The following is a 20,115-nucleotide window of genomic DNA, read 5'->3' on the forward strand; positions in this document are numbered from 1 at the left end:
TAACTGTAATCGACTGAAACTGGATTACGGCTGGAGAATTACGACTGGTTGAGATTGAAGTTGACTGGAACGCGGGCGTAACCCTCAACTTTCTTGCCACCTTTTACTTCTGGATTGAACCGCCACCGTTGTGCTGCTTCCACAGCTGCACGATCGAGTTCGCGGAATCCACTGGATTTCTCCACCGTCACGGATTTCGGTGAACCATCCAGACCGACCAAGATCAACAGGGTAACCACACCTTCGTGACGCTGCCGAATAGCTTGCGGCGGGTAGTGCGGCATGGGCCTGCTGCCATAACTCAAATCCGAACCGGCCGCGATATCCGGCGGCGGTGCCGGCGGTGCCGGTGGCGCCGGCGGAGCTGCCGGGGTCGCATTCTGCGAAACCTCTTCGACTGGCGGCGGCGGTGTCGGCGGCGGCGGTGTCGGTGGTGGCTTGGCAAGCTGGATAATTTTCGGCGGCGGCTGCTTTGGCGGCTCCGGTGGCGGTGGCGGCGGCGGCGGCGGCGGCGGCGGCGGCTCGATGAAGTTCACCTGGACGATGCGCTCTTTTTCCTTGTGATCCTGATGCGGCGGCGCCATCGGCGCCACGAGCAAAAGGAACGCAAACGCATGCAGCCCGATGGCAACAGTCAGTGCCCAGGTGCGTTTCCAGCTAAACGGCTCGCGCCCGATTTCTTCGTTACTAGAGGCCATCTTTCACTATCTGAAGCTGATCAGTCGGAGAGAACGTTGCCGCAGGGCGAGACCGAAACCGTCGAATGTTTTGACGGCACTCACCGCTGGGGAGACGCAGGGAAAGGTTTTCAACGGTACAACAGCACATGGCATTTGTATAGCACCTGAGAGGCAGATAAATGGACGTCCATCTGCCTCCCGAAACAAGTTGCCATGGGAACAATTACGCGATTACTTATTGCCCGCCTTTTTGAGCCAGGCATTGGCTTTGTCCGCTGTTTCCGGTTGTTGCGCCGCCAGTTTCATTGCCGCGATGGCTGCAGGTTTGTTCTTCAAACCACGCTCGGCTTCGGCCAACAACATGTACGCGTTGCCCTTGTGCTTGACGCCTTTGTCGATGCCGGTTTGCAGCGATTTTTTCGCTTCACTGTATTTCTGGCCCTGCAGCTGCACGCTGCCCAGTGCGACATAAATATCGCCATCTGTGGCTACCGTCGTTCCCTTCTGGTAGTAACTCATCGCGCGACTGTCGCTCTCGCCGATGACGGCTGCGTCACCCGCCAGTTTGTAGTTTTCGGCGCTGGACTTGATGATGCCTTTCGACACACCGTCGTCGAAAACCTGTAGTGCTTTGCTACTGTTGGCGACTGTATCGGTGCCTTCCTGAGCAACCAGCAGATAGGCTTTGATGAGATTGATCCAGTCGCCTTCGTCTTTGAGCGAACCGGCGCTGCGGCCTTGTTCAAGCAACTTGATCGCTTCCGGATATTTTTGTTGCTGAAGCAGCAAGGCGCTGGCGTTATGCAGCGCGCCTGTGTCGCCTGGATTTTTTGCTAGTTCGTCGGATGCAAGTTTTGCAGCCTGATCGCCCTGTCCCGATTCGGAATAGCTGGCCATCAGTATCTGATTCCAGCTTGCATCGGGTTTGTCCGTCATGGACTGCGCTTTCTTGATCGCGACAATGGCCTCGGGATATTTCTGGAGGCGATAGTCGGCGTTTCCTTCAAGAGCATACGACTCGGCGGTTTCCTTCTTGCCCTCGGCGCGCCACTTGGTGAGCGTTTCCAAAGCTGGCTGGTACTGCTCGTCGGCAAGTTGAATCTGCGCCAACTCATATTCGAGCTGGAAATAGGTGTCGTTCGGCAGGATGCCATTGGTCAGGGACTGCTGGAGCAGCGCAATGGCGCCCTTGGCATCGTTTTGCTTGTATTTGATATTGGCCAGCCCTTGCAACGCCAGCGCTTGCGCGTATTTGCTCTTGCTGCTATCTGCAAGGGGTTGAAGAATCTGTTGCGCCTTCGCGTTGTCACCGCTGTTGACCGCATCGAGTCCGGCATTGAGGCTTTTCTGATCGGCCTCGCTCTTCAGATCAAGCTTAGGTTCTGCCCGGGTGCTGTTGGGATACAACGCGGCGGGTTTGTCCTTCGCAGCGTCTTTTGCCAACGCTTGGCCGCTCGCCGCACCAAGCAGCAATACGGCGCTCGCCAACATCGATAATCCTCGGGCGTGCTTCATGTTCGTCCTCTTGGTTCTGCGCATGGAATACGCGGGAATCATGGAGGGTAACCCGACGCAACCGGGAAGGACAAGTCGCAGTGCCGCATCAAAGATTGTTAAAAATCAATTACTTGGATGACCCTGTGTTCACAGGGTCATCACGGGGCATAGTCCCGTCCTGTTTTCCGCCGGACTAGACGTCAAATGTCCAGATTGGCCACTTTGAGCGCATTCGCCTCGATGAAATCGCGCCTGGGCTCCACCGCCTCGCCCATCAGCATGGAAAACATCTGGTCAGCTGCAATCGCATCTTCTACGCCAACCTGAAGCATGCGACGTGTTTCCGGATTGACGGTGGTTTCCCACAGCTGCTCGGGATTCATTTCACCCAAGCCTTTGAAGCGCTGAATGCTGCGCCCCTTCTTGGCTTCATCAAGCAACCAGTTGCGGGCTTCCACAAAGCTGAGAACGCCTCGCGATGCATTGCCCCTGCGAACCACGGCATCCGGTTGAATCATGCCTGCAACCTGCTGGCTGACGGCGAGAACCGGCCGGAACTCGTTGCTGGTGAAGAATGGCTGAGGCAGAAACCATGTGTGGCTAAGCCCATGTTGCTCACGAATGACTTCGATGGCAGCGGGTTGCTCACTTTGCGCTGCACGCAACGACAGCTTGTAGGAGGGCTTGCCCAGACCACTTGCCGCGAGTCGCAGTTGTGCCTGCTGCAGCCATGTTTGCATCGCTGAGGAGTCGTCCCACATCGCAACGTCGATCGGCGTGTGTTCCAGCAGGGCCGTGAGCATCGCTGCGTCGAAGCGATGCGAAAGTTTGGCAATCTGGTCCAGTGCCTGTTGATAGCCGCGCAGCAATTTCTCCAGTGCCTCGCCACTGATGGGCGGCGCATCCGGGCTGTAAATCAATGCTGCGTTGTCGACGGCGCTGGAAATCAGATAGTCATTCAAGGCGGTGTCGTCCTTGATGTACAACTCCTGTTTGCCCTGCTTTACCTTGTAAAGCGGCGGAAGACCGATATAAATATGGCCGCGCTCGATAAGCTCAGGCATCTGCCGATAGAAGAACGTCAACAGCAGCGTGCGGATGTGCGATCCATCGACGTCCGCATCGGTCATGAGGATGATGCGGTGGTAGCGCAGTTTGTCGGGGTTGTACTCGTCCTTGCCGATTCCCGTTCCTAACGCCGTGATCAACGTTCCCACTTCTGCCGAAGCCAGCATCCGGTCGAAACGCGCTTTTTCGACGTTCAGAATCTTGCCCTTGAGCGGCAGAACAGCCTGTGTCTTGCGGTTCCGTCCCTGCTTGGCGGAGCCACCTGCAGAATCTCCCTCGACTAAGAACAGCTCGCAGAGTGCAGGGTCTTTCTCCTGGCAGTCGGCGAGCTTTCCCGGCAAACCCGCGATATCCAAAGCACCCTTGCGGCGAGTCATTTCGCGGGCCTTGCGCGCCGCTTCCCGCGCTCGCGCGGCATCGACGACCTTGGAAGCGATTGCCTTGGCTTCGTTGGGATGTTCCAGCAGGAATTCGCCGAGCTTCTCGTTGACCACTTGCTCAACGACAGTCTTGACCTCGGAGGAGACCAGCTTGTCCTTGGTCTGCGACGAGAATTTCGGATCCGGAACCTTGACCGAAAGGACGGCGATCATGCCCTCGCGCATGTCGTCACCGGACAAGGTCACCTTGGCGTTTTTCGCCAACCCGGATTTCTCGATATATCCCTGCAATGAGCGCGTCAGCGCGGCGCGAAAACCCGTCAGATGCGTGCCGCCATCGCGCTGTGGAATGTTGTTGGTAAAGCAGTACATCGATTCCTGATACGAATCAGTCCACTGCATTGCTACTTCCACCACGATGCCGCCCTGCTCCGCAGTCAGGCTGATGACGTTCGGATGCAGCGCCGTTTTCAATTGCGCGAGATGTTGCACAAACGAACGAATGCCGCCTTCGTAGGCAAAGGTGTCTTGGCGCCCTTCACCGCGCTCATCTTTCAGATCGATGGTGACGCCTGAATTCAAAAACGCCAGTTCACGCAGGCGCTTCGCCAGAATGTCGTAGTGAAACTCGATGTTGCTTGTAAACGTTGCTGGGCTAGGCAGAAACTGCACCAAAGTTCCGCGCTTGATCGACGGCCCCACGATCTTCAACGGGTAAAGTGGCTCCCCCAGAGCGTACTCCTGGATGTGCTCCAGGCCCTCGCGATAGATAGTCAGCCACAAGTGATCGCTCAATGCGTTGACAACCGACACGCCAACGCCATGCAGGCCGCCGGAAACCTTGTACGAATTCGCGTCGAACTTGCCACCGGCATGCAGAACCGTCATCACGACTTCCGCGGTAGAACGGCCCTCCTCGGGATGCATATCGACCGGGATGCCGCGTCCATTGTCGAAGACGCTTACCGAACCATCTTCGAGAATGGTGACAAGGACCTTGTCGCAATAGCCGGCCAAGGCTTCATCGATGGCGTTGTCGACAACCTCGAAAACCATGTGGTGGAGGCCCGTACCATCGTCGGTGTCGCCGATGTACATCCCTGGGCGTTTGCGTACTGCCTCGAGGCCTTTAAGTACTTTGATATTGCTTGAATCGTAATTGGATTCGTTCATGCGTCGGCCATATCCTGGCGCCGTCAACCCACCCAACAGGGCGCCGTAATGGCTGGGCGGGAGTCATGCAAAGGGTCAATTGCAACCGAACGATTATAGCAGGCGTGTGATTTCGCCCTGTTCCACGTGGAACATCGCTTTTGGTGCGGCGAGTAACGCTTTGGGCGGCTCAGTGCCCGTCACGAGCACTTGAGCATGAGCATTCTCAAGATAGGCCACAACTGCTTGTTGATGTTGTTCGTCCAGCTCGGAAGCCAGATCATCCAGGCATACGACAGGCCACTCTCCATGGCTTTCAAAAAACACATGAGCTTGAGCCATCACACAGGCCAGTGCCGTCAGTTTCTCTTGGCCGCGGGAGAGATGTTCCTTGATTGGGGCATGAGTGTAAGTTAGAGCCCAATCTGCACGGTGACAACCTACGGTGGTGTGACCCCTCGCAAAATCCCTGCCCCGGGTTGAACGAAGTTCTTCCAGCAAATTCGTCTCGGGTGGCCACCCACGTCGATAGCTGAGCGTTGCATGGCCCAACTCTGGCAACAGTTCACCAGCCATCGTTTGTAGCCAAGGTAGCAGTTGGGCTAGATAAGCTTTCCTGTATGCATCGATCGCGGTGGCGCACATGTCGAGCTCAATTTCCCATGGCGCAAAGAGATCGTCCTCTGGCGACTGGCTTGTTCGAAGAAGGCTATTTCTCTGTTTTACCGCACGTTGATAGCGTCTCCAGAGCAAAAGGAACTCATGTTCCACGTGGAACACCCCCCAATCCAGATAACGGCGGCGCTCGTCAGCCGGCCCCGCGATCAATGCATGGGAACCTGGCTCAAAACAAACGACTGCGCACTGGCCCACTAGCTGCCCCAACGTCATCTGCGCATCATCGGCCCTTGCTTCCCACCGTGAGCCTGCTCGCCCGAGCCCCACGCGTGTTTTGCTGCCATCAAGCCGGATTAATTCGGCAAAGACAGATACGTGCGTGGAATCACGCTGGACCAGCGCCTCCTTGGCGCTGGAGCGAAACGAACGGGCATGAGAGAGCAGAAAGGCTGCCTCCAACACGCTGGTTTTTCCAGCTCCGTTCGCGCCGACAAAGAGATTGATTCCGTCCTCCAGCTTGATATCGACGTTCGTCAAGCATCGAAGGCCACGGATGCGCAACTCCTCAATCCGCATTGATTGAACCCCGAACGCAGCGACGCCGGAAATCCTGCGAAGATTCCCGGCGTCTGTTGTCAATACACGCGACGATCAAGCGTCAGAGCCGCAACGGCATGATCACGTGGCGCGCTTGTTCGTTATCGTGTTCTTGCACCAAGCAGCTCGATTGCGCATCTCGCAGGCTGAGTCGCGCCTTGTCCCCGCGCAGCGCCGCCAACGCATCAAGCAGATATCCCACATTGAAACCAACAGCTAGATCCGAGACATGCGTTTCAGCTTCAACCTCTTCAACGGCTTCTTCCTGCTCCGGATTGTGAGCGACGATTCTCAATTTGCCCGGCGAAAACTCAAGTCGAACACCTCGGTATTTTTCGTTGGAAAGAATGGCAGCTCGCTGTAACGCACCGCGTAGAACTTCGCGATCCAAGGTCGCTGACTTGTCTGCACCCAGTGGAATAACCGCCTCGTAATCGGGAAACCGACCATCGATCAACTTGGACGTGAACATTACGTCGCCCCGCCGAACGCGAAGATGATTGCGCCCGAATTCAAGTTCGACTTGGCCATCACCTGTTTCGAGCAGCCCCACCAGCTCATTGACACCTTTCCGCGGAATGATGATCTGTCGCCGCGTCGTCACGGAACTCTGCAATTCCGTTTGCTTCATGGCAAGACGATGGCCATCGGTAGCGACGCAGCGCAAAGTATGTTCCTGCAAATCGAGCAGCATGCCGTTGAGGTAATAGCGAACGTCCTGATTCGCCATGGCGAATGCCGTTCGCTCCATCAGGTCACGCAGTACTTCTTCGGGAAGACTGACCTTTTCCACCAGCTCGATTTCATCGACTGTGGGAAATTCGCTGGCTGGAAGCGTCGTCAACGTAAAACGGCTACGGCCCGCGCTGAGCGAGACCCGATCATTGTTTAGCTTGAGTTCGATCTTTGCCCCATCCGGCAGAGCGCGGACGATATCGAAGAGCTTTCTAGCAGGAATCGTGATTTCGCCATCAACCAGCTTGTCGGCCAGCGTTGTGGCAACCATCTCCACTTCAAGATCCGTACCGGTCAACGATAGTGAACCGTTGGCGACTTTGACCAACAGGTTAGCCAGCACCGGAAGCGTCTGACGACGTTCAACAACGCCAATGACCTGCTGCAGCGGTTTGAGCAATGCTTCTCTTTGGATGCTGAATTGCATGAGTTTCGCTTTCCTCTACCTGCTGTTCTGTCTTTTAAAAGAAGATAGTTGTTGTAGTAGGTGTCGTGGATAACTTTTAAATTGATCTAAAGCTTTGAAAATCAAATAGTTACTTGTTTATTGGCTTGTGCTCAAAAGGCAACAGGCGCTGTGGACCATTTGTGCATAACTTTTGAGGCCATTCTATCCACACATTATCCACAGCTTGAACCCCGGATGTTCCATCCTTGAACAGAGCAGGGCCCTACGCTAGCCAGTCAGTGTTCGAATCAGTTGTTCCCAATCTTGACGCATCCTCGGATCGGTTTCGACGAACTTTTTTATCGTCTTGCATGCATGCATGACCGTGGTGTGGTCTCTGCCACCGAATGCTTCGCCGATTTCCGGCAGGCTGTGTTCCGTCAGCTCCTTTGACAAGGCCATGGCAATTTGCCTTGGCCGAGCGAGAGAACGCACCCGACGCTTGGATAACAAATCCTGCAGCCGCACGTTGAAATATTCAGCAGTGATTTTCTGGATATTGGGTATGTTGATCGCCTGCGCATGCGTTGCCAGCAGATCGCGTAGTGTTTCTTCGGCGAAATCGGCGGTAATTGGCTTGCCATAGAAATTGGCGCGCGCAGCCAGAGTGTTCAGGGCGCCTTCCAAATCACGCACGTTCGAGCGAATACGCTTGGCCAGCAGCATGGCGACATTTTCATCGACCGCCACGCCCTTCTCATGAGCTTTGGCCAGCAGAATCGCCGCTCGTGTCTCGAAGTCCGGAGGCTCGATGGCAACGCTCAGGCCCCAGCCCAGACGAGACTTGAGCCGCGGTTCGAGCTTGTCGACTTCCTTCGGATAGCGATCGCAGGTCAAGATGATCTGCTGCTTTGACTCGAACAACGCATTGAAGGTATGGAAAAACTCCTCCTGCGTCGTATCCTTACCCGCGAAAAACTGGATGTCGTCGATCAGCAGCGCATCCACCGATCGGAAACGCCGCTTGAATTCGTCCATGCTCTTGGCGCGCAGTGCCTCAATCATCGACCCGACAAATTGCTCGGAACGCAGGTAGAGCACCTTGAAATCCGGATTGCGCTCGCGCATCAGGTTGCCAGCGGCATGCATGAGATGCGTCTTGCCGAGTCCGGTGCCGCCGTAAAGCAGAAGCGGGTTGTACGCCCGTCCCGGGTTGGTCGCGACCTGCATGGCCGCCGCCTTTCCCAGTTGATTGGATTTGCCTTCGACAAAGGTCTCGAATGTGTAGTGCGGATCCAGGTTGTGGGGATGCGCAGCCACGTTTGACGGCACGACCGCATTGCTTCGCACGATGACCGGTCTGGACGGAGCTGGCGGTCGGGCGGAATTGGAGCCGACATCAAGTCGTATTGGCCACGGCTTGCCAGCCAGCTGCTGCACAACGGTTTCAATGAGCGCCAAGTAACGATCGCGCACGGTATCCAGAGTGTAGGAATTGGGGGCGAACAACTGCAGGCCATCGCTCCCGTCGCGCGCTTGCAGGGGCATGAGCCAGGTGTGTAAGTCCTCGGCGCTCAGATCGCCTTCAAGGCGCTCAAGGCAGCGCCGCCACAGATCACTCATGGATAATTGTCAGCCACAACGTTTGAAGCGCATGCGCGCGGGGTGAACGCGGAAGTCTAGCAGTTGGTCATGCGCTTCCGGTGTCCATGCAGTAGCGCGAAAGGCTGCGCATCGTTGACAACAACGAATAAAACCCACACACTTTCCAACCTTTTTATCCACATTCCCTTCGGAGTAAGCCATGAAGCGGACCTTCCAGCCCAGCAAGCTCAAGCGCGCACGCACGCACGGTTTCCGTGCCCGCATGGCAACAGCCGACGGTCGCAAGATTCTCAATGCCCGTCGCGCCAAGGGCCGCAAGCGCCTGATTCCGTAATACAGGATCAGGACATGCCCGCCGCCGGTCTCCCGCGCGAGGCACGGCTACGCAGGCCCAGCGAATTCGCCGCATTGCGGCTAAGCAGCGGACGCGCAGGCGGCCGCTGTTTTCATGTGCGCTATAGAAGCAATGAGCTTGGGCATGCGAGGCTCGGCCTGGCCATATCCAAACGTGTTTCCAAGCGCGCCGTCGAACGAAATCGCATCAAACGATTGCTGCGCGAATCCTTTCGACGCATCCAGCATCAACTCCCAGCGGTGGACGTGATGGTGATGGCGCGCGAACAGGCGGCGGGTATTCCCGGTTCCGAGTTGCTCATCGAACTCGACCAGCTGTGGAAAAAGCTGTCGGCAAGTTGATCGGCGGGTGCCCGTGACTTTCCGCACCATTGAAGCCGGACACCGCGACCTCCACAATTCCGTGTTGGCCCGCCCTTTCATACTCTTTCGTCGTGTCCAGCGCGGCGGCATCACCGGATTTGCTACGCGATGAACCAGACGCGCACCTTCCTCTTGTTTGCCTTGATGGCCGTGGCCTACTTCCTGTACCTGGCGTGGGACAAGGATTACGCGCCGGCACCACAACCCGTTGCGACAACCAGCAGCGCCAGCGTCTCTTCGGATGGCAGTGTGCCAAGTGCGGTTTCAGCAACCGCTGGTGTTCCGGCGGTGCCGAACACGGGTGGCGTCGCCAGCGCCACTTCAAACACTCAGCCATCGAAGTTGATCTCGATCAACACCGACGTGTTACATCTGGTGGTAGATACCCGAGGTGGCAGCGTGGTTCACGCGGACTTGCCCGGATACCCGTCTGCGCCGCTGACTCGCAAGGCGCCCAATCCTCCGGCGACCGTGCTGCTGGACAGCGATGACGATCACTATTTTGTCGCCCAGAGCGGCCTAGTCAGCAGCAGCGATACAGCACCACAGGATCAGCCCAGCCATCAGGCCATCTTTCAGAGTGCGAACACTTCTTACGCGCTGGCCAACGGTCAGAACGAACTGAATGTCGACTTCACCTGGCAGGACGCTGCGGGTATCAAGGTCACCAAGACCTACAGCTTCAAGCGCGGCAGCTATGTCATCAACGTGAGCCAGCGCATCGACAACAGCGGCAGCAAGACCTGGACCGGCAATGCCTACCAACAACTGCAGCGCATCGCGCCACCCAAGCCTGCCAGCTGGTTCAGTCATTACACCGATCCGGAATCCCGCAGCTTCCAGGGCGCCGCCTGGTACACCGGCGAGAAATTCGAGAAGCTGCAGTTCAAGGATTTCACCGAGAAGAAGGATCGCCTCGACGCCGATCTCAAAGGCGGTTGGGCCGCCATGTTGCGGCTGTATTTCTTCGCCGCCTGGATTCCGCCCGGCGACCAGACCGTTCATTACGCCACCGAAACGCTCAACCCCGACAGCGCGCAACCGCACTATCTGATCCGCGCTTTCGGCCCGACGTTGAACGTGGCTGTCGGGCAGAGCGCGACCAGTCAGGCGCGTCTCTATCTCGGCCCCAACGTGCAAGGCACGCTCGATTCGATCGCGCCGGGTCTGGACCTCACCATCGACTACGGCATGCTCAAGCTCATCGCCGTGCCGATGCACTGGGTGTTGTCGCAGTTGCATGCGATCACCCTCAACTGGGGTCTGGCGATCATCCTGCTCGTGTTGCTGATCAAGGGCGTGACGTGGAAGCTGACGGCCGTGCAGTACCGCTCCAGCGCCAAGATGCGCAAATTGCAGCCGCGCATCGCGCAGCTCAAGGAGCGTTACGGCGACGACAAGGTCAAGATGCAGCAGGCGACCATGGAGCTGTACAAGAAGGAGAAGGTCAACCCGATGGGCGGTTGCCTTCCGGTGCTCATCACGATGCCGGTGTTTTACGGCCTGTATTACGTGCTGACCTACAGCCTTGAGTTGCGGCACGCGCCGTTCCTGTGGATTCCGGATCTGAGCGCGCCCGATCCGCTCTACATCCTGCCGATCATCTATGCGTTGGTGATGCTCGGCACGCAGTGGCTCAACCCTGCAGCTGCCGGCATGGATCCGGCGCAGGCGCGCATGATGAAAATCATGCCGCTGCTTTTCACCGTGATGTTTGCGTTCTTCCCCGCGGGCCTGTGTCTCTATTACGCCGTCAACGGTCTGGTCGGCCTGGGCCAGCAATGGTGGGTCACGCATCACATCGAACGCGAGGCAGCGCCGAAAGCTGCCTGATCGAGCATCATCACGCCGCCACATCAGCCGCGATCGGTTAACCGTCGCGGCTGATTCGTTTTAGAGTCGCTTCATGACCGATGACGATTACACGACCGACACCATCGCCGCGATTGCCAGCGCACCCGGCGCGGCGGGCATAGGTGTGGTACGCGTTTCCGGCCCCGACGTGCCGCGCATCGCGAGCGCGCTTCTGGGCAAGCCGCCGAAAATCCGCCACGCACACTTCGCTGCATTTCGTGGTGCAAACAGCGAGCTCATCGATCGCGGACTGCTGTTGCACTTTCCATCGCCTGCCTCCTACACCGGCGAACACGTCCTCGAACTGCAGGGTCATGGCAGCGCGATGCTGCTCGACGCGTTACTGCAACGTGTCTGCGAGCTCGGTGCGCGTCTGGCGCGGCCGGGTGAATTCACCGAGCGCGCATTCCTCAATGGCAAGGTCGATCTTGCGCAAGCCGAAGCGGTCGCCGATCTCATCGCTGCGCGTTCGCAAGCCGGCGCGCGCGCAGCGCTTCAGTCGATGGAAGGCGTGTTTTCTCGCAAGGTCGAAGGTTTGCTGCAGTCGTTGATCGCCTTGCGTGTACACATCGAGGCGGCGATCGATTTTCCCGAGGAAGAGATCGATTTCCTTGCCGACCCGAAGCTCGCGCAACAACTCGCATCGGTACGCTCGGACCTTGCCGCTCTGCTGCACGAAGCGCAGCGCGGCGTTCGCCTCAATGACGGTTTGCGCGTGGCGATCATCGGTCGACCGAACGTCGGCAAATCCAGCCTGCTCAACGCACTGGCCGGCAGCGATCGCGCCATCGTCAATGCGGCTGCCGGGACCACGCGCGACGTCCTGCGCGAAAATCTCGTGCTCGATGGAGTGTCGTTGGAGTTGGCGGATACCGCCGGCCTTCGCGATACCGACGACGATGTCGAACGCGAAGGCGTGCGTCGGGCACACGTGGAGTTGCATCGCGCCGACGTCGCGTTGCTCGTCACGGACACGCTGCATGCACGCGCCGATCAAATACTTTTCTACGGACTGGATCATCCTGTCGAACGACTGGTGCTGATCAACAAGATCGATCTGGATGGCGACGCTGCGCATGGCGAACAACGTGACGGTTGCCGATGGCTGTGGGCATCCGCAAAGACAGGTGCTGGCCTCGATGCGCTGCGCGAGGAACTCCGACGCCTGGCGGGCGCAGGCAGCGGCGAAGGTGCGTTCAGCGCGCGTCGTCGACATGTCTTCGCATTACAACGCGTCGAGCAGCATCTCAACGCCGCAGCACACGCGCTCGATACACTGTATGCAGGCGAGCTGGCCGCTGAAGAACTGCGCCATGCGCAGCAAACCCTGGGCGAAATCACTGGCGCCTACAGCAGTGATGATTTGTTGGGCGCCATCTTCGGATCGTTCTGCATCGGCAAATAGTCGCGAGCTGCACAATTCAACCGTGCTCCGCGAGTCACGGTTCGATCGACATCGCTATAACGGTGCGCTTGCTTGAAACCGCAGTGAGTGCCCCGACCTCTTTAAGATCCACAACGTCGAGGAAATCGCGATGATCCAGCTGCATTACTGGCCCACGCCGAACGGGCACAAGATCACGCTGTTCCTCGAGGAGTCGGGTATTCCTTACCAGGTCATCCCGGTGAACATCGGCAAAGGCGATCAGTTCAAGCCTGAGTTCCTGAAGATCTCACCTAACAACCGGATGCCGGCCATCGTCGACACCGACCCGCTGGATGGCGGCGAACCGCTGGGCATTTTCGAATCAGGTGCGATCCTGCAATACCTCGCGGAGAAAACCGGCAAGTTTCTGCCGGCCACGTTGCGGGATCGGTTCGTAGTGCTCGAATGGCTGTTCTGGCAAGTGGGCGGGCTCGGTCCGATGGCCGGACAGAATCATCATTTCGGTCGCTACGCGCCGGACAAGATTTCCTATGCGATCGATCGCTACGTCAATGAAACACGCCGCCTGTATGGCGTGCTCGATCATCGCCTCGAAGGTCGCCACTTTATCGCCGGGGACGACTACACCATTGCCGACATGGCGGCCTATCCGTGGATCGTGCCGCACCAGGCGCAGGGCATGGAGCTCGAACAATTTTCGAATCTGAAGCGCTGGTTCGATCACATCCATGGCCGCGAAGCGACTCGGCGCGCCTATGCCGTGGGCGACTCGATCAAGGATCAGGTCGACATCACCAAGGACGAAGAAGCGCGCAAGCTGCTGTTTGGACAAGGCGCGCCGAAGCACTGATTTCAGCATCCTTCCGATAACAAAAAAGCCCGCCGAGAGGCGGGCTTTCTATTCCAAACGTCTATCACATCAACCGCGGCTGACGCCCGAGTCACCATGCTCAAGTGGAGGCGCCGACCCGGCAACCGCCATCAGCGACTGTGCGTAGCTGTCCTCGATGCTCACGGTGGAAACCTCGTCCCAGCCGAAGAATGATGCCTCGCGCATCCATTCCGCGTCGGGGCTCAGTTCCTGCATGTAGAAACCGTCGTCGTCGGTGCTGACAAGCCGGCCGATGTAGCAGACCTCGGCTTCGTCTTCGCTATCGACATGTACGCCGATCACTGGCGCCTGCGCGCCGGCCGCTTTGACCACTTCGCGGATGTTGTCGAGCGGAAATCCCTGCGGCGGACGCGGCAGCAGATGCTTCAGTGCGAGTGCCTTCTCGAAGAAGACATGATGCTTGTCCGGCGCTTCGAGTTCCGACACATCGCGATGGCGCATCACATACATGCCGTCATAGGTGATGCCGTCGCCAACCACCCATATCAGGAAGAACTCCTGACCGACACCGCCCACGTAACCGCAGAAACTGCCGTGTTCGAGTTCTTCGCGCCACAGCCGCACCAGCGTCCGGTTCTGCTGCGCTTCGCGCAACTGGGCGCGCTGGCCGGTGGTTTTCAATTCGATGATGTTGCTCACGACGGGCATTTTAACAGACCAGGTTGTTTACAGGATGTAGCGGCTGAGATCTTCGTTTTGCACCAGGCTGCCCAGGCTGTTGTCCACGTGTTCGGCGTCGATACGATAGGTTTCGCCGGACTTGTCCGCAGCCTCGTACGAAATTTTTTCGAGAAGGCGTTCCATCACGGTGTGCAGTCGCCGTGCACCGATGTTTTCGGTGCGCTCGTTGACCTGAAACGCAACCTCGGCGAGACGGTCGATGCCGCTATCGGTGAATTCCAGGCCGACGCCTTCGGTGCCCAATAACGCCACGTACTGCTTGGTCAGTGCGTTGTGCGGTTCGCGCAGGATGCGCTTGAAATCATCGACGCTGAGCGCATTCAATTCCACGCGAATCGGCAAGCGGCCTTGCAGCTCCGGAATCAGGTCCGAAGGCTTCGCCAGCGAGAACGCGCCCGATGCGATGAACAGCATGTGGTCGGTCTTGATCGGGCCGTACTTGGTCGACACGGTGGAGCCCTCGACCAGTGGCAGCAGATCGCGTTGCACGCCTTCGCGGCTGACACCCGCATGGCCGTGGTCGCCCCGTTGCGCGACCTTGTCGATTTCGTCGATGAACACGATGCCGTTCTGCTCGGCCGCTTCCATCGCCTGCGTGCGGATCTCTTCGTCATTGAGCAGCTTGCCGGCTTCTTCATCGATCAACAACGGACGCGCGACCTTGATCGCGAGCTTGCGCTGCTGCGTCTTCGCGCCGCCGATGTTCTGGAACATCTGGCGCAGCTGCGCACCCATCTCCTCCATGCCCGGCGGCGACATGATTTCCACACCCACGTTCATGGCGAAATCCAGTTCGATCTCGCGCTCGTCCAGTGCGCCTTCGCGCAGCTGCTTGCGGAGTTTTTGTCGCGTATCGTTTTCGAGCGCGGGCGCCGGCGCGTCGTGGCTCCAGTCGGTCGGTGTCTGACGACGCGGCAACAGCGCGTCGAGGATGCGATCTTCCGCGCGATCTTCCGCCTGTGTGCGCACGCGCTTCACCGCCTGCTCGCGCGTCAGCTTGTACGCGACATCGGCCAGGTCGCGGATGATCGATTCGACATCCTTGCCGACATAACCGACCTCGGTGAACTTGGTTGCCTCGACTTTCACGAACGGCGCGTTCGCCAGCGTCGCCAGGCGGCGGGCGATCTCGGTCTTGCCGACGCCCGTCGGCCCGATCATCAGGATGTTTTTCGGCGTGACTTCATTGCGCATGCCAGGTTCCAGCTGCATGCGCCGCCAGCGGCTGCGCAGCGCTACTGCCACAGCGCGTTTGGCGTCCTGCTGGCCGATGATGTAGCGGTCGAGTTCGTTGACGATTTCGCGCGGAGTGAGTTCGGACATGGCGGGACCAGGGATAAGGGGCGAGTAGCGAGGACGCGACGTTGTGCTTCGAGTATCAAGTGATTGGGGGCGGAAAAGCGCCGGACTTGCGCCCGCGTTACTCACCCTTCGTCTCTAGAGCTCTTCCACGCTGACGTTGTGATTCGTGTAGATGCAGATGTCGCCAGCGATCTTCAGCGCCTTCTCGACGATGGTTCGTGCATCGAGATCGGTGTTCTCGAGCAATGCCATCGCGGCGGACTGCGCGAACGGGCCGCCGGAACCAATGGCGATCAATCCGTGTTCCGGTTCCACCACGTCGCCGTTGCCGGAGATCAGTAGCGATGCGTCCTTGTCGGCTACCGCGAGCATCGCTTCGAGTCGGCCGAACCGGCGATCGGTGCGCCATTCCTTGGCCATCTCCACCGCGGCGCGGGTGAGGTTGTTGTTGTGCTTTTCGAGTTTCTGTTCGAACAGCTCGAACAGCGTGAATGCGTCGGCGGTGGCGCCGGCAAAACCTGCCACCACTTCGCCGGTCTTGCCGAGACGCCGCACCTTGCGCGCGTTGCCCTTCATCACCGTGTTGCCCAGCGTGACCTGGCCGTCGCTGCCGATCACGACGCGGCCCTCGCGGCGGACACAGACGATGGTGGTGGCGTGAAACGATTCCATGAGCGCTCCGCAATGACTGGGCTTGAGCGTGTGAGATGGGGTCACGGCGGATTGGCTTCAATGTACGAGCTGTTTACTCCTTCCCCTGACTGCAGGACGCGGCCGGGAAGGTTGCCTGGGCTGGTCGAATTCCCAGATCAGGAACTGACCCTCCCTGCAGGCAGCGGAAGGAGAATGCTTTTTACGGCTTGCGGCGCGCGCGCGGATGCGCCGCGTCGTACACCTTTGCCAAGTGCTGGAAATCGAGGTGCGTGTAGATCTGCGTGGTGGCGATGTCGGCGTGACCGAGCAGCTCCTGCACGGCGCGCAGGTCGCCGGAAGATTCCAGCATGTGGCTGGCGAATGTGTGGCGCAGCAGATGGGGATGGATGTGCTTGGCAAGACCCTGCTGCAAGGCCAGCGTTTTCATGCGCAATTGCACGGTGCGCGGATTGATCGGCGCGCCACCGCGGCCGCGAAAAATCGCGCTGTCCGCCTGCATGCCTTCTTCCGCACCGAGTGCGCGCAGTGCGGTGATGGCATGTCGGCCGACCGGCACGACGCGCGTCTTGCTGCCCTTGCCGAGCACGCGCACTTCGCCGCCATCGATATCCACATCGATCCAGCGCAGCCCCACCAGTTCGGACAAGCGCAATCCACTTGAATAGAAAAGTTCAAGCATTGCGCGGTCGCGCACCGCCAGCTTGCCGCCGCTATCGGCTTCGACCAGTGCGCTGGCTTCGTCCACGTCCAGCACTTGCGGCAATTTGCGACGCACCTTCGGTCCGCGCACGCCGAGCATCGGATCGCCCGCCATCGTGCCTTCGCGATTCAACTGACGGAACAGGCTCCGGCAGGAAGAAAGCAATCGTTGCAGGCTTTTTGGCGCGAGGCCTGCGCGATGTTCGGCCGCGACAAACGCGCGCATCGCATTCGAATCAAGCGCGTCGAACGATGCGAAGTTCCGTGCCTGCATATGACGCAACAACTTGGCCAGGTCGCGCCGATAAGCCGACACTGTATGCATGGAAGCCTGTCGCTCGCCGGCAAGCCGTTCGAGCCATTGTTCGACCTGTTGCTCAGGCGTCAATGCGCGCTCACGCCACATCCCGCGCACGCGCCAGCGCAGCGGTGATGGTGGCGGAAATCATTTTGAGGAAGAGCGTGCCCATGCCCGGCTGGAAACGATCCGGGTCGCTGCTGCCGATCGCCAGGATGCCGGAATCGCCCAATCGCATCATCGCGACCGACTGGATCGGCGTATCGACATGGCCAAACAAACGCTGAAGTTTTTCAGCCGAAAGACGCCCGGAGACCGGTTCGTTCTGATGCAGGAAATCGGCGAATTCCGGCAGTGCTTCGGGGCTAGGCAATTGCAGCAGCCAGTCCGCGCGCGGCAGTGTTTCGCTGCCGAACAACACGAGTCGCACCTGCTCGGTATGGAAGTCGGCGCTCAACTTGGCCACCACGCTGCGCGCGGTGACTTCCATCGTGTTCGCACGCAACAGCGCGACGGTAAGCGCATGCACGCGCTCCATCAGCTTCTCGTTGTCGGCAGCGATGCTGATCAATTCGGCGAGCTTGCGTTCCAGCTCGGCATTCTTGTCGCGCAGGCTCTGCAACTGGTACACCGCGAGCGACGACACCGGGCCCTGTTCTCGCGGCATGGTCAGGTTGGCCGCGAGTTCGGGATATTCGCTGAGGAACTCCGGATGGCGCTTCAGATAGGCCGCGACCACGCGGGCCTGGGTGGCGTCATCGAGCAGGGTTGCGGTCATGCGGATGGTTCCTCGAACCGGTAAGGGCAGCAGAGTATCGACGGAGTGTGCGATGGACGTGGGCGCGCTTCAACCTGCGGTTTCATCCGATGACGCGGGAACCGGCCACGTGCCCTCGAATGCGAAGGCGGCCGGTCCGGTCATCCACAGCGTGTGGCCGGGGCCGGCCCAGTCGATCCGCAACGTGCCGCCGGGCAATTGCACATGCACGCGATTGTCCACGTCTCCGCGTCGATGCAATACCGCCATCGCCGCGCAGGCGCCGGTGCCGCAGGCCTGTGTCCAGCCTGCGCCGCGTTCGTGCACGCGCAGTTGCAGATGCGCACGATCCCGTTGCCGCACGAAACCGATATTGGCGCCATGCGCGAAATGCTCGTGCGTTGACATCGCGGGGCCGAAGACGGCGAGCGACGGATCGGCCAGGTCATCGATCAGCACCACGGCATGCGGATTGCCCATCGACACGACGCCCGCTTCCGGCGCCGATCCCGCCAGCGGGCCCGGTGGACTTCCCGGCGTCATGGTGAAGATGTACCGATCCGCCGCCGGCACGAACGCCATGCCGGATGCGACAGGTTCAAAATCGGGTTCGCCCATGTCCACCGTCACTTCGTTCGCGCTCAGCAAGCGCACCGTGACAGGACCGGACGGACTTTCCAGCCGCACGTCTTCGCCGATGGCGAGCGCGCCGGCGCGATGAAGCCACGCAGCCACGCAGCGCACGCCATTGCCGCATTGGCCTGAGGGCGAACCATCCGCGTTCCAGATGCCGTAATAAAAAGCGCAGGAGCGATCACGCGCGGGTTCGACGCTCAGCAACTGATCGAAGCCCACGCCGGTGTGCCGGTCGGCGAGTGCGCGGATCTGCGTTTCATCCAGCGCGAACGCGTCGTTACGGCAATCGAGCACGACGAAGTCATTGCCGATGCCGTGCATCTTGGAAAAGGTCAGACGCATCACGGCGTGATCGTCAGTACTGCTGACCATCCGGAATATTGGTCTGCGTCGGTGTCGTCGGCGCGGTCGTGGGAGATACCGGTTCAGCGGGCCGCGCCACGGATGCAGCCGCAGCAGGCTTGGCCGAAACGGGTCTGGCTGGCGGCATGGTCAGCGGACCTTTCTGGCCGCAGCCGGCGAGCGTCGCGGCAACGAGACAAAGTGACAGCAACAGATTCGATCGGCGCATGGCGGGTTCCATAGTGACGACTGAGTATAGCGACGGCGAGGTTGTGGTCGCAGCGCCGTGACGCGGGACCGTTATGATGCGTGGACGATCGCGCATCGACGGCGACGAGGACGGATGATGGATTGGAGCACTCTGCTGCGCATGCCGATGACCGTGTTGCTGGTCCTCGCAGCAATCTTCCTGCTGATTTCGCTGGTGCATCTGGTGAGGCTTCGTCATCACATGCACAGCGGCCGGCGACTGGCGGCGAGCTGGCGCGCATTATTGTGTCTGGTGTTCTTCGCGCTCGCGCTGCTGCTGGGCGGAACCGGTTACGCACTGCGCGGTTATCGACTGCTCAGCGAGGAATCGCCAGTGGTCGACATCGATGCGCACATCCTGTCGCCGCAGCGCTGGATGCTCACGCTCAACTGGCCCGACGGCACGACCAGGCAGGAGCAACTCTACGGTGATGACTGGCGCATCGAAGCGGTGGTACTGAAGTGGCAACTTCCGGCGTTGCTGGCCGGATTGCCGCCGCTATACCGACTCGATCGCCTGTCCGGTCGTTATGACGATCCGGCGCAAGAGGCGAGCGCCCCGCGCACCGTCGTCAGCTTCAGCCAGAACGGCACGTTCGACCTGCTCAATCTGCGCAAGCAATATCCGCGATACCTGCCCGAGGTCGACACGGTCTACGGCAGCGCCGCATTCCTTCCGCTGGTCGACCAGGGTCACTACAGCATCAGCCTGATGCGAACCGGCGCGTTGGTAGCGCGACCGGACGAAGCGACGCAGCAACGGATCGGCCAGCCACTCGGCAGTTGATCATGACCGTCGCGCGGCGCAGGTTCCTGCGTGTGTCATCCGGGCGACGTGATCTTATGCATGGAATTAACCTCGTTGCGTGCACGCTTGCCGCGGTCAGGTTTGTTCCATACCGGACCGACACGATACTTCGAACGCGG

General features: G+C 59.3%; 19 protein-coding genes. 6 read left to right on the top strand and 13 right to left on the bottom strand.

Annotated features, from left to right (window positions below; genetic code table 11):
* Window positions 1–38 precede the first annotated feature (38 nt).
* The 6 genes from GSQ73_RS03785 to dnaA all read right to left on the bottom strand — a co-directional run bounded on the left by GSQ73_RS03785 (window position 39) and on the right by dnaA (window position 8,738).
* Complete coding sequence (locus tag GSQ73_RS03785; protein ID WP_158881126.1) at window positions 39–698, bottom strand: energy transducer TonB; 660 nt, start codon at window positions 696–698, stop codon at window positions 39–41.
* Window positions 699–911: 213 nt separating this feature from the next.
* On the bottom strand, window positions 912–2,237 hold the full coding sequence (locus tag GSQ73_RS03790) for a tetratricopeptide repeat protein (RefSeq protein WP_343160821.1): 1,326 nt from the start codon (window positions 2,235–2,237) through the stop codon (window positions 912–914).
* Window positions 2,238–2,377: 140 nt separating this feature from the next.
* The gene (gyrB, locus tag GSQ73_RS03795) at window positions 2,378–4,798 is read right to left on the bottom strand and encodes a DNA topoisomerase (ATP-hydrolyzing) subunit B (protein ID WP_158881128.1); all 2,421 of its coding nucleotides are present in this window, start codon (window positions 4,796–4,798) and stop codon (window positions 2,378–2,380) included.
* A 93-nt stretch (window positions 4,799–4,891) separates the two neighbouring features.
* Window positions 4,892–5,971 carry a DNA replication/repair protein RecF gene (gene recF, locus GSQ73_RS03800; RefSeq protein ID WP_158881130.1) on the bottom strand — a complete coding sequence of 360 codons (1,080 nt, stop codon included), beginning with the start codon at window positions 5,969–5,971 and terminating at the stop codon, window positions 4,892–4,894.
* Window positions 5,972–6,053: 82 nt separating this feature from the next.
* The gene (dnaN, locus tag GSQ73_RS03805) at window positions 6,054–7,154 is read right to left on the bottom strand and encodes a DNA polymerase III subunit beta (protein ID WP_158881132.1); all 1,101 of its coding nucleotides are present in this window, start codon (window positions 7,152–7,154) and stop codon (window positions 6,054–6,056) included.
* A 249-nt stretch (window positions 7,155–7,403) separates the two neighbouring features.
* Window positions 7,404–8,738: a chromosomal replication initiator protein DnaA gene (gene dnaA, locus GSQ73_RS03810; protein ID WP_158881134.1), complete on the bottom strand. Its 1,335-nt coding sequence runs from the start codon at window positions 8,736–8,738 to the stop codon at window positions 7,404–7,406.
* A 181-nt stretch (window positions 8,739–8,919) separates the two neighbouring features.
* Between dnaA and rpmH the strand changes: the two genes are divergently transcribed.
* From rpmH to GSQ73_RS03835, 5 genes are all read left to right on the top strand, one after another.
* Complete coding sequence (gene rpmH / locus GSQ73_RS03815; RefSeq protein WP_008211413.1) at window positions 8,920–9,054, top strand: 50S ribosomal protein L34; 135 nt, start codon at window positions 8,920–8,922, stop codon at window positions 9,052–9,054.
* A gap of 14 nt (window positions 9,055–9,068) precedes the next feature.
* On the top strand, window positions 9,069–9,416 hold the full coding sequence (gene rnpA, locus GSQ73_RS03820) for a ribonuclease P protein component (protein ID WP_158881136.1): 348 nt from the start codon (window positions 9,069–9,071) through the stop codon (window positions 9,414–9,416).
* A gap of 129 nt (window positions 9,417–9,545) precedes the next feature.
* Window positions 9,546–11,270 carry a membrane protein insertase YidC gene (gene yidC / locus GSQ73_RS03825; RefSeq protein ID WP_158881138.1) on the top strand — a complete coding sequence of 575 codons (1,725 nt, stop codon included), beginning with the start codon at window positions 9,546–9,548 and terminating at the stop codon, window positions 11,268–11,270.
* A gap of 73 nt (window positions 11,271–11,343) precedes the next feature.
* Window positions 11,344–12,696 (top strand): tRNA uridine-5-carboxymethylaminomethyl(34) synthesis GTPase MnmE, encoded by a 1,353-nt coding sequence (gene mnmE / locus GSQ73_RS03830; RefSeq protein ID WP_158881140.1) that lies wholly within the window; start codon window positions 11,344–11,346, stop codon window positions 12,694–12,696.
* Between the two features lie 130 nt (window positions 12,697–12,826).
* On the top strand, window positions 12,827–13,528 hold the full coding sequence (locus GSQ73_RS03835) for a glutathione binding-like protein (protein WP_158881142.1): 702 nt from the start codon (window positions 12,827–12,829) through the stop codon (window positions 13,526–13,528).
* Between the two features lie 69 nt (window positions 13,529–13,597).
* On the opposite strand, the gene GSQ73_RS03840 is transcribed toward GSQ73_RS03835, so the two are convergent.
* The 7 genes from GSQ73_RS03840 to GSQ73_RS03870 all read right to left on the bottom strand — a co-directional run bounded on the left by GSQ73_RS03840 (window position 13,598) and on the right by GSQ73_RS03870 (window position 19,168).
* Window positions 13,598–14,218, bottom strand: a complete 621-nt coding sequence (locus GSQ73_RS03840) for a hypothetical protein (protein WP_174236048.1) — start codon at window positions 14,216–14,218, stop codon at window positions 13,598–13,600.
* An 18-nt stretch (window positions 14,219–14,236) separates the two neighbouring features.
* Complete coding sequence (hslU, locus tag GSQ73_RS03845; protein WP_158881146.1) at window positions 14,237–15,574, bottom strand: ATP-dependent protease ATPase subunit HslU; 1,338 nt, start codon at window positions 15,572–15,574, stop codon at window positions 14,237–14,239.
* A 114-nt stretch (window positions 15,575–15,688) separates the two neighbouring features.
* On the bottom strand, window positions 15,689–16,225 hold the full coding sequence (gene hslV / locus GSQ73_RS03850) for an ATP-dependent protease subunit HslV (protein WP_158881148.1): 537 nt from the start codon (window positions 16,223–16,225) through the stop codon (window positions 15,689–15,691).
* 181 nt (window positions 16,226–16,406) lie between these two features.
* Complete coding sequence (gene xerC, locus GSQ73_RS03855) at window positions 16,407–17,312, bottom strand: tyrosine recombinase XerC (protein ID WP_174236049.1); 906 nt, start codon at window positions 17,310–17,312, stop codon at window positions 16,407–16,409.
* Window positions 17,302–17,982, bottom strand: a complete 681-nt coding sequence (locus GSQ73_RS03860; protein WP_158881150.1) for a DUF484 family protein — start codon at window positions 17,980–17,982, stop codon at window positions 17,302–17,304. Before GSQ73_RS03860 ends, xerC begins: the two co-directional genes overlap by 11 nt.
* Before the next feature lie 69 nt (window positions 17,983–18,051).
* A complete protein-coding gene (dapF, locus tag GSQ73_RS03865; protein WP_158881730.1) occupies window positions 18,052–18,939 on the bottom strand; it encodes a diaminopimelate epimerase in 888 nt (295 codons plus the stop codon).
* Between the two features lie 13 nt (window positions 18,940–18,952).
* Entirely contained in the window at window positions 18,953–19,168 is a 216-nt protein-coding gene (locus GSQ73_RS03870) for a lipoprotein (protein WP_158881152.1), read from the bottom strand.
* Window positions 19,169–19,285: 117 nt separating this feature from the next.
* Between GSQ73_RS03870 and GSQ73_RS03875 the strand changes: the two genes are divergently transcribed.
* Complete coding sequence (locus GSQ73_RS03875; RefSeq protein ID WP_158881154.1) at window positions 19,286–19,975, top strand: hypothetical protein; 690 nt, start codon at window positions 19,286–19,288, stop codon at window positions 19,973–19,975.
* Window positions 19,976–20,115: the final 140 nt, after the last annotated feature.

The sequence above is a fragment of the Rhodanobacter sp. L36 genome (genome assembly GCF_009765755.1).
Taxonomy (GTDB): Bacteria; Pseudomonadota; Gammaproteobacteria; order Xanthomonadales; family Rhodanobacteraceae; genus Rhodanobacter.

Coding starts and splice junctions, on each gene's coding strand:
- GSQ73_RS03870 (WP_158881152.1), bottom strand. CDS start 19,168: ATGCGCCGATCGAATCTGTTGCTGTCACTTTGTCTCGTTGCCGCGACG.
- rnpA (WP_158881136.1), top strand. CDS start 9,069: ATGCCCGCCGCCGGTCTCCCGCGCGAGGCACGGCTACGCAGGCCCAGC.
- hslV (WP_158881148.1), bottom strand. CDS start 16,225: ATGGAATCGTTTCACGCCACCACCATCGTCTGTGTCCGCCGCGAGGGC.
- yidC (WP_158881138.1), top strand. CDS start 9,546: ATGAACCAGACGCGCACCTTCCTCTTGTTTGCCTTGATGGCCGTGGCC.
- dnaA (WP_158881134.1), bottom strand. CDS start 8,738: ATGAGTGATCTGTGGCGGCGCTGCCTTGAGCGCCTTGAAGGCGATCTG.
- GSQ73_RS03840 (WP_174236048.1), bottom strand. CDS start 14,218: ATGCCCGTCGTGAGCAACATCATCGAATTGAAAACCACCGGCCAGCGC.
- mnmE (WP_158881140.1), top strand. CDS start 11,344: ATGACCGATGACGATTACACGACCGACACCATCGCCGCGATTGCCAGC.
- GSQ73_RS03785 (WP_158881126.1), bottom strand. CDS start 698: ATGGCCTCTAGTAACGAAGAAATCGGGCGCGAGCCGTTTAGCTGGAAA.
- GSQ73_RS03835 (WP_158881142.1), top strand. CDS start 12,827: ATGATCCAGCTGCATTACTGGCCCACGCCGAACGGGCACAAGATCACG.
- GSQ73_RS03860 (WP_158881150.1), bottom strand. CDS start 17,982: ATGACCGCAACCCTGCTCGATGACGCCACCCAGGCCCGCGTGGTCGCG.
- recF (WP_158881130.1), bottom strand. CDS start 5,971: ATGCGGATTGAGGAGTTGCGCATCCGTGGCCTTCGATGCTTGACGAAC.
- hslU (WP_158881146.1), bottom strand. CDS start 15,574: ATGTCCGAACTCACTCCGCGCGAAATCGTCAACGAACTCGACCGCTAC.
- rpmH (WP_008211413.1), top strand. CDS start 8,920: ATGAAGCGGACCTTCCAGCCCAGCAAGCTCAAGCGCGCACGCACGCAC.
- gyrB (WP_158881128.1), bottom strand. CDS start 4,798: ATGAACGAATCCAATTACGATTCAAGCAATATCAAAGTACTTAAAGGC.
- dnaN (WP_158881132.1), bottom strand. CDS start 7,154: ATGCAATTCAGCATCCAAAGAGAAGCATTGCTCAAACCGCTGCAGCAG.
- dapF (WP_158881730.1), bottom strand. CDS start 18,939: ATGCGTCTGACCTTTTCCAAGATGCACGGCATCGGCAATGACTTCGTC.
- GSQ73_RS03790 (WP_343160821.1), bottom strand. CDS start 2,237: ATGATTCCCGCGTATTCCATGCGCAGAACCAAGAGGACGAACATGAAG.
- GSQ73_RS03875 (WP_158881154.1), top strand. CDS start 19,286: ATGGATTGGAGCACTCTGCTGCGCATGCCGATGACCGTGTTGCTGGTC.
- xerC (WP_174236049.1), bottom strand. CDS start 17,312: ATGTGGCGTGAGCGCGCATTGACGCCTGAGCAACAGGTCGAACAATGG.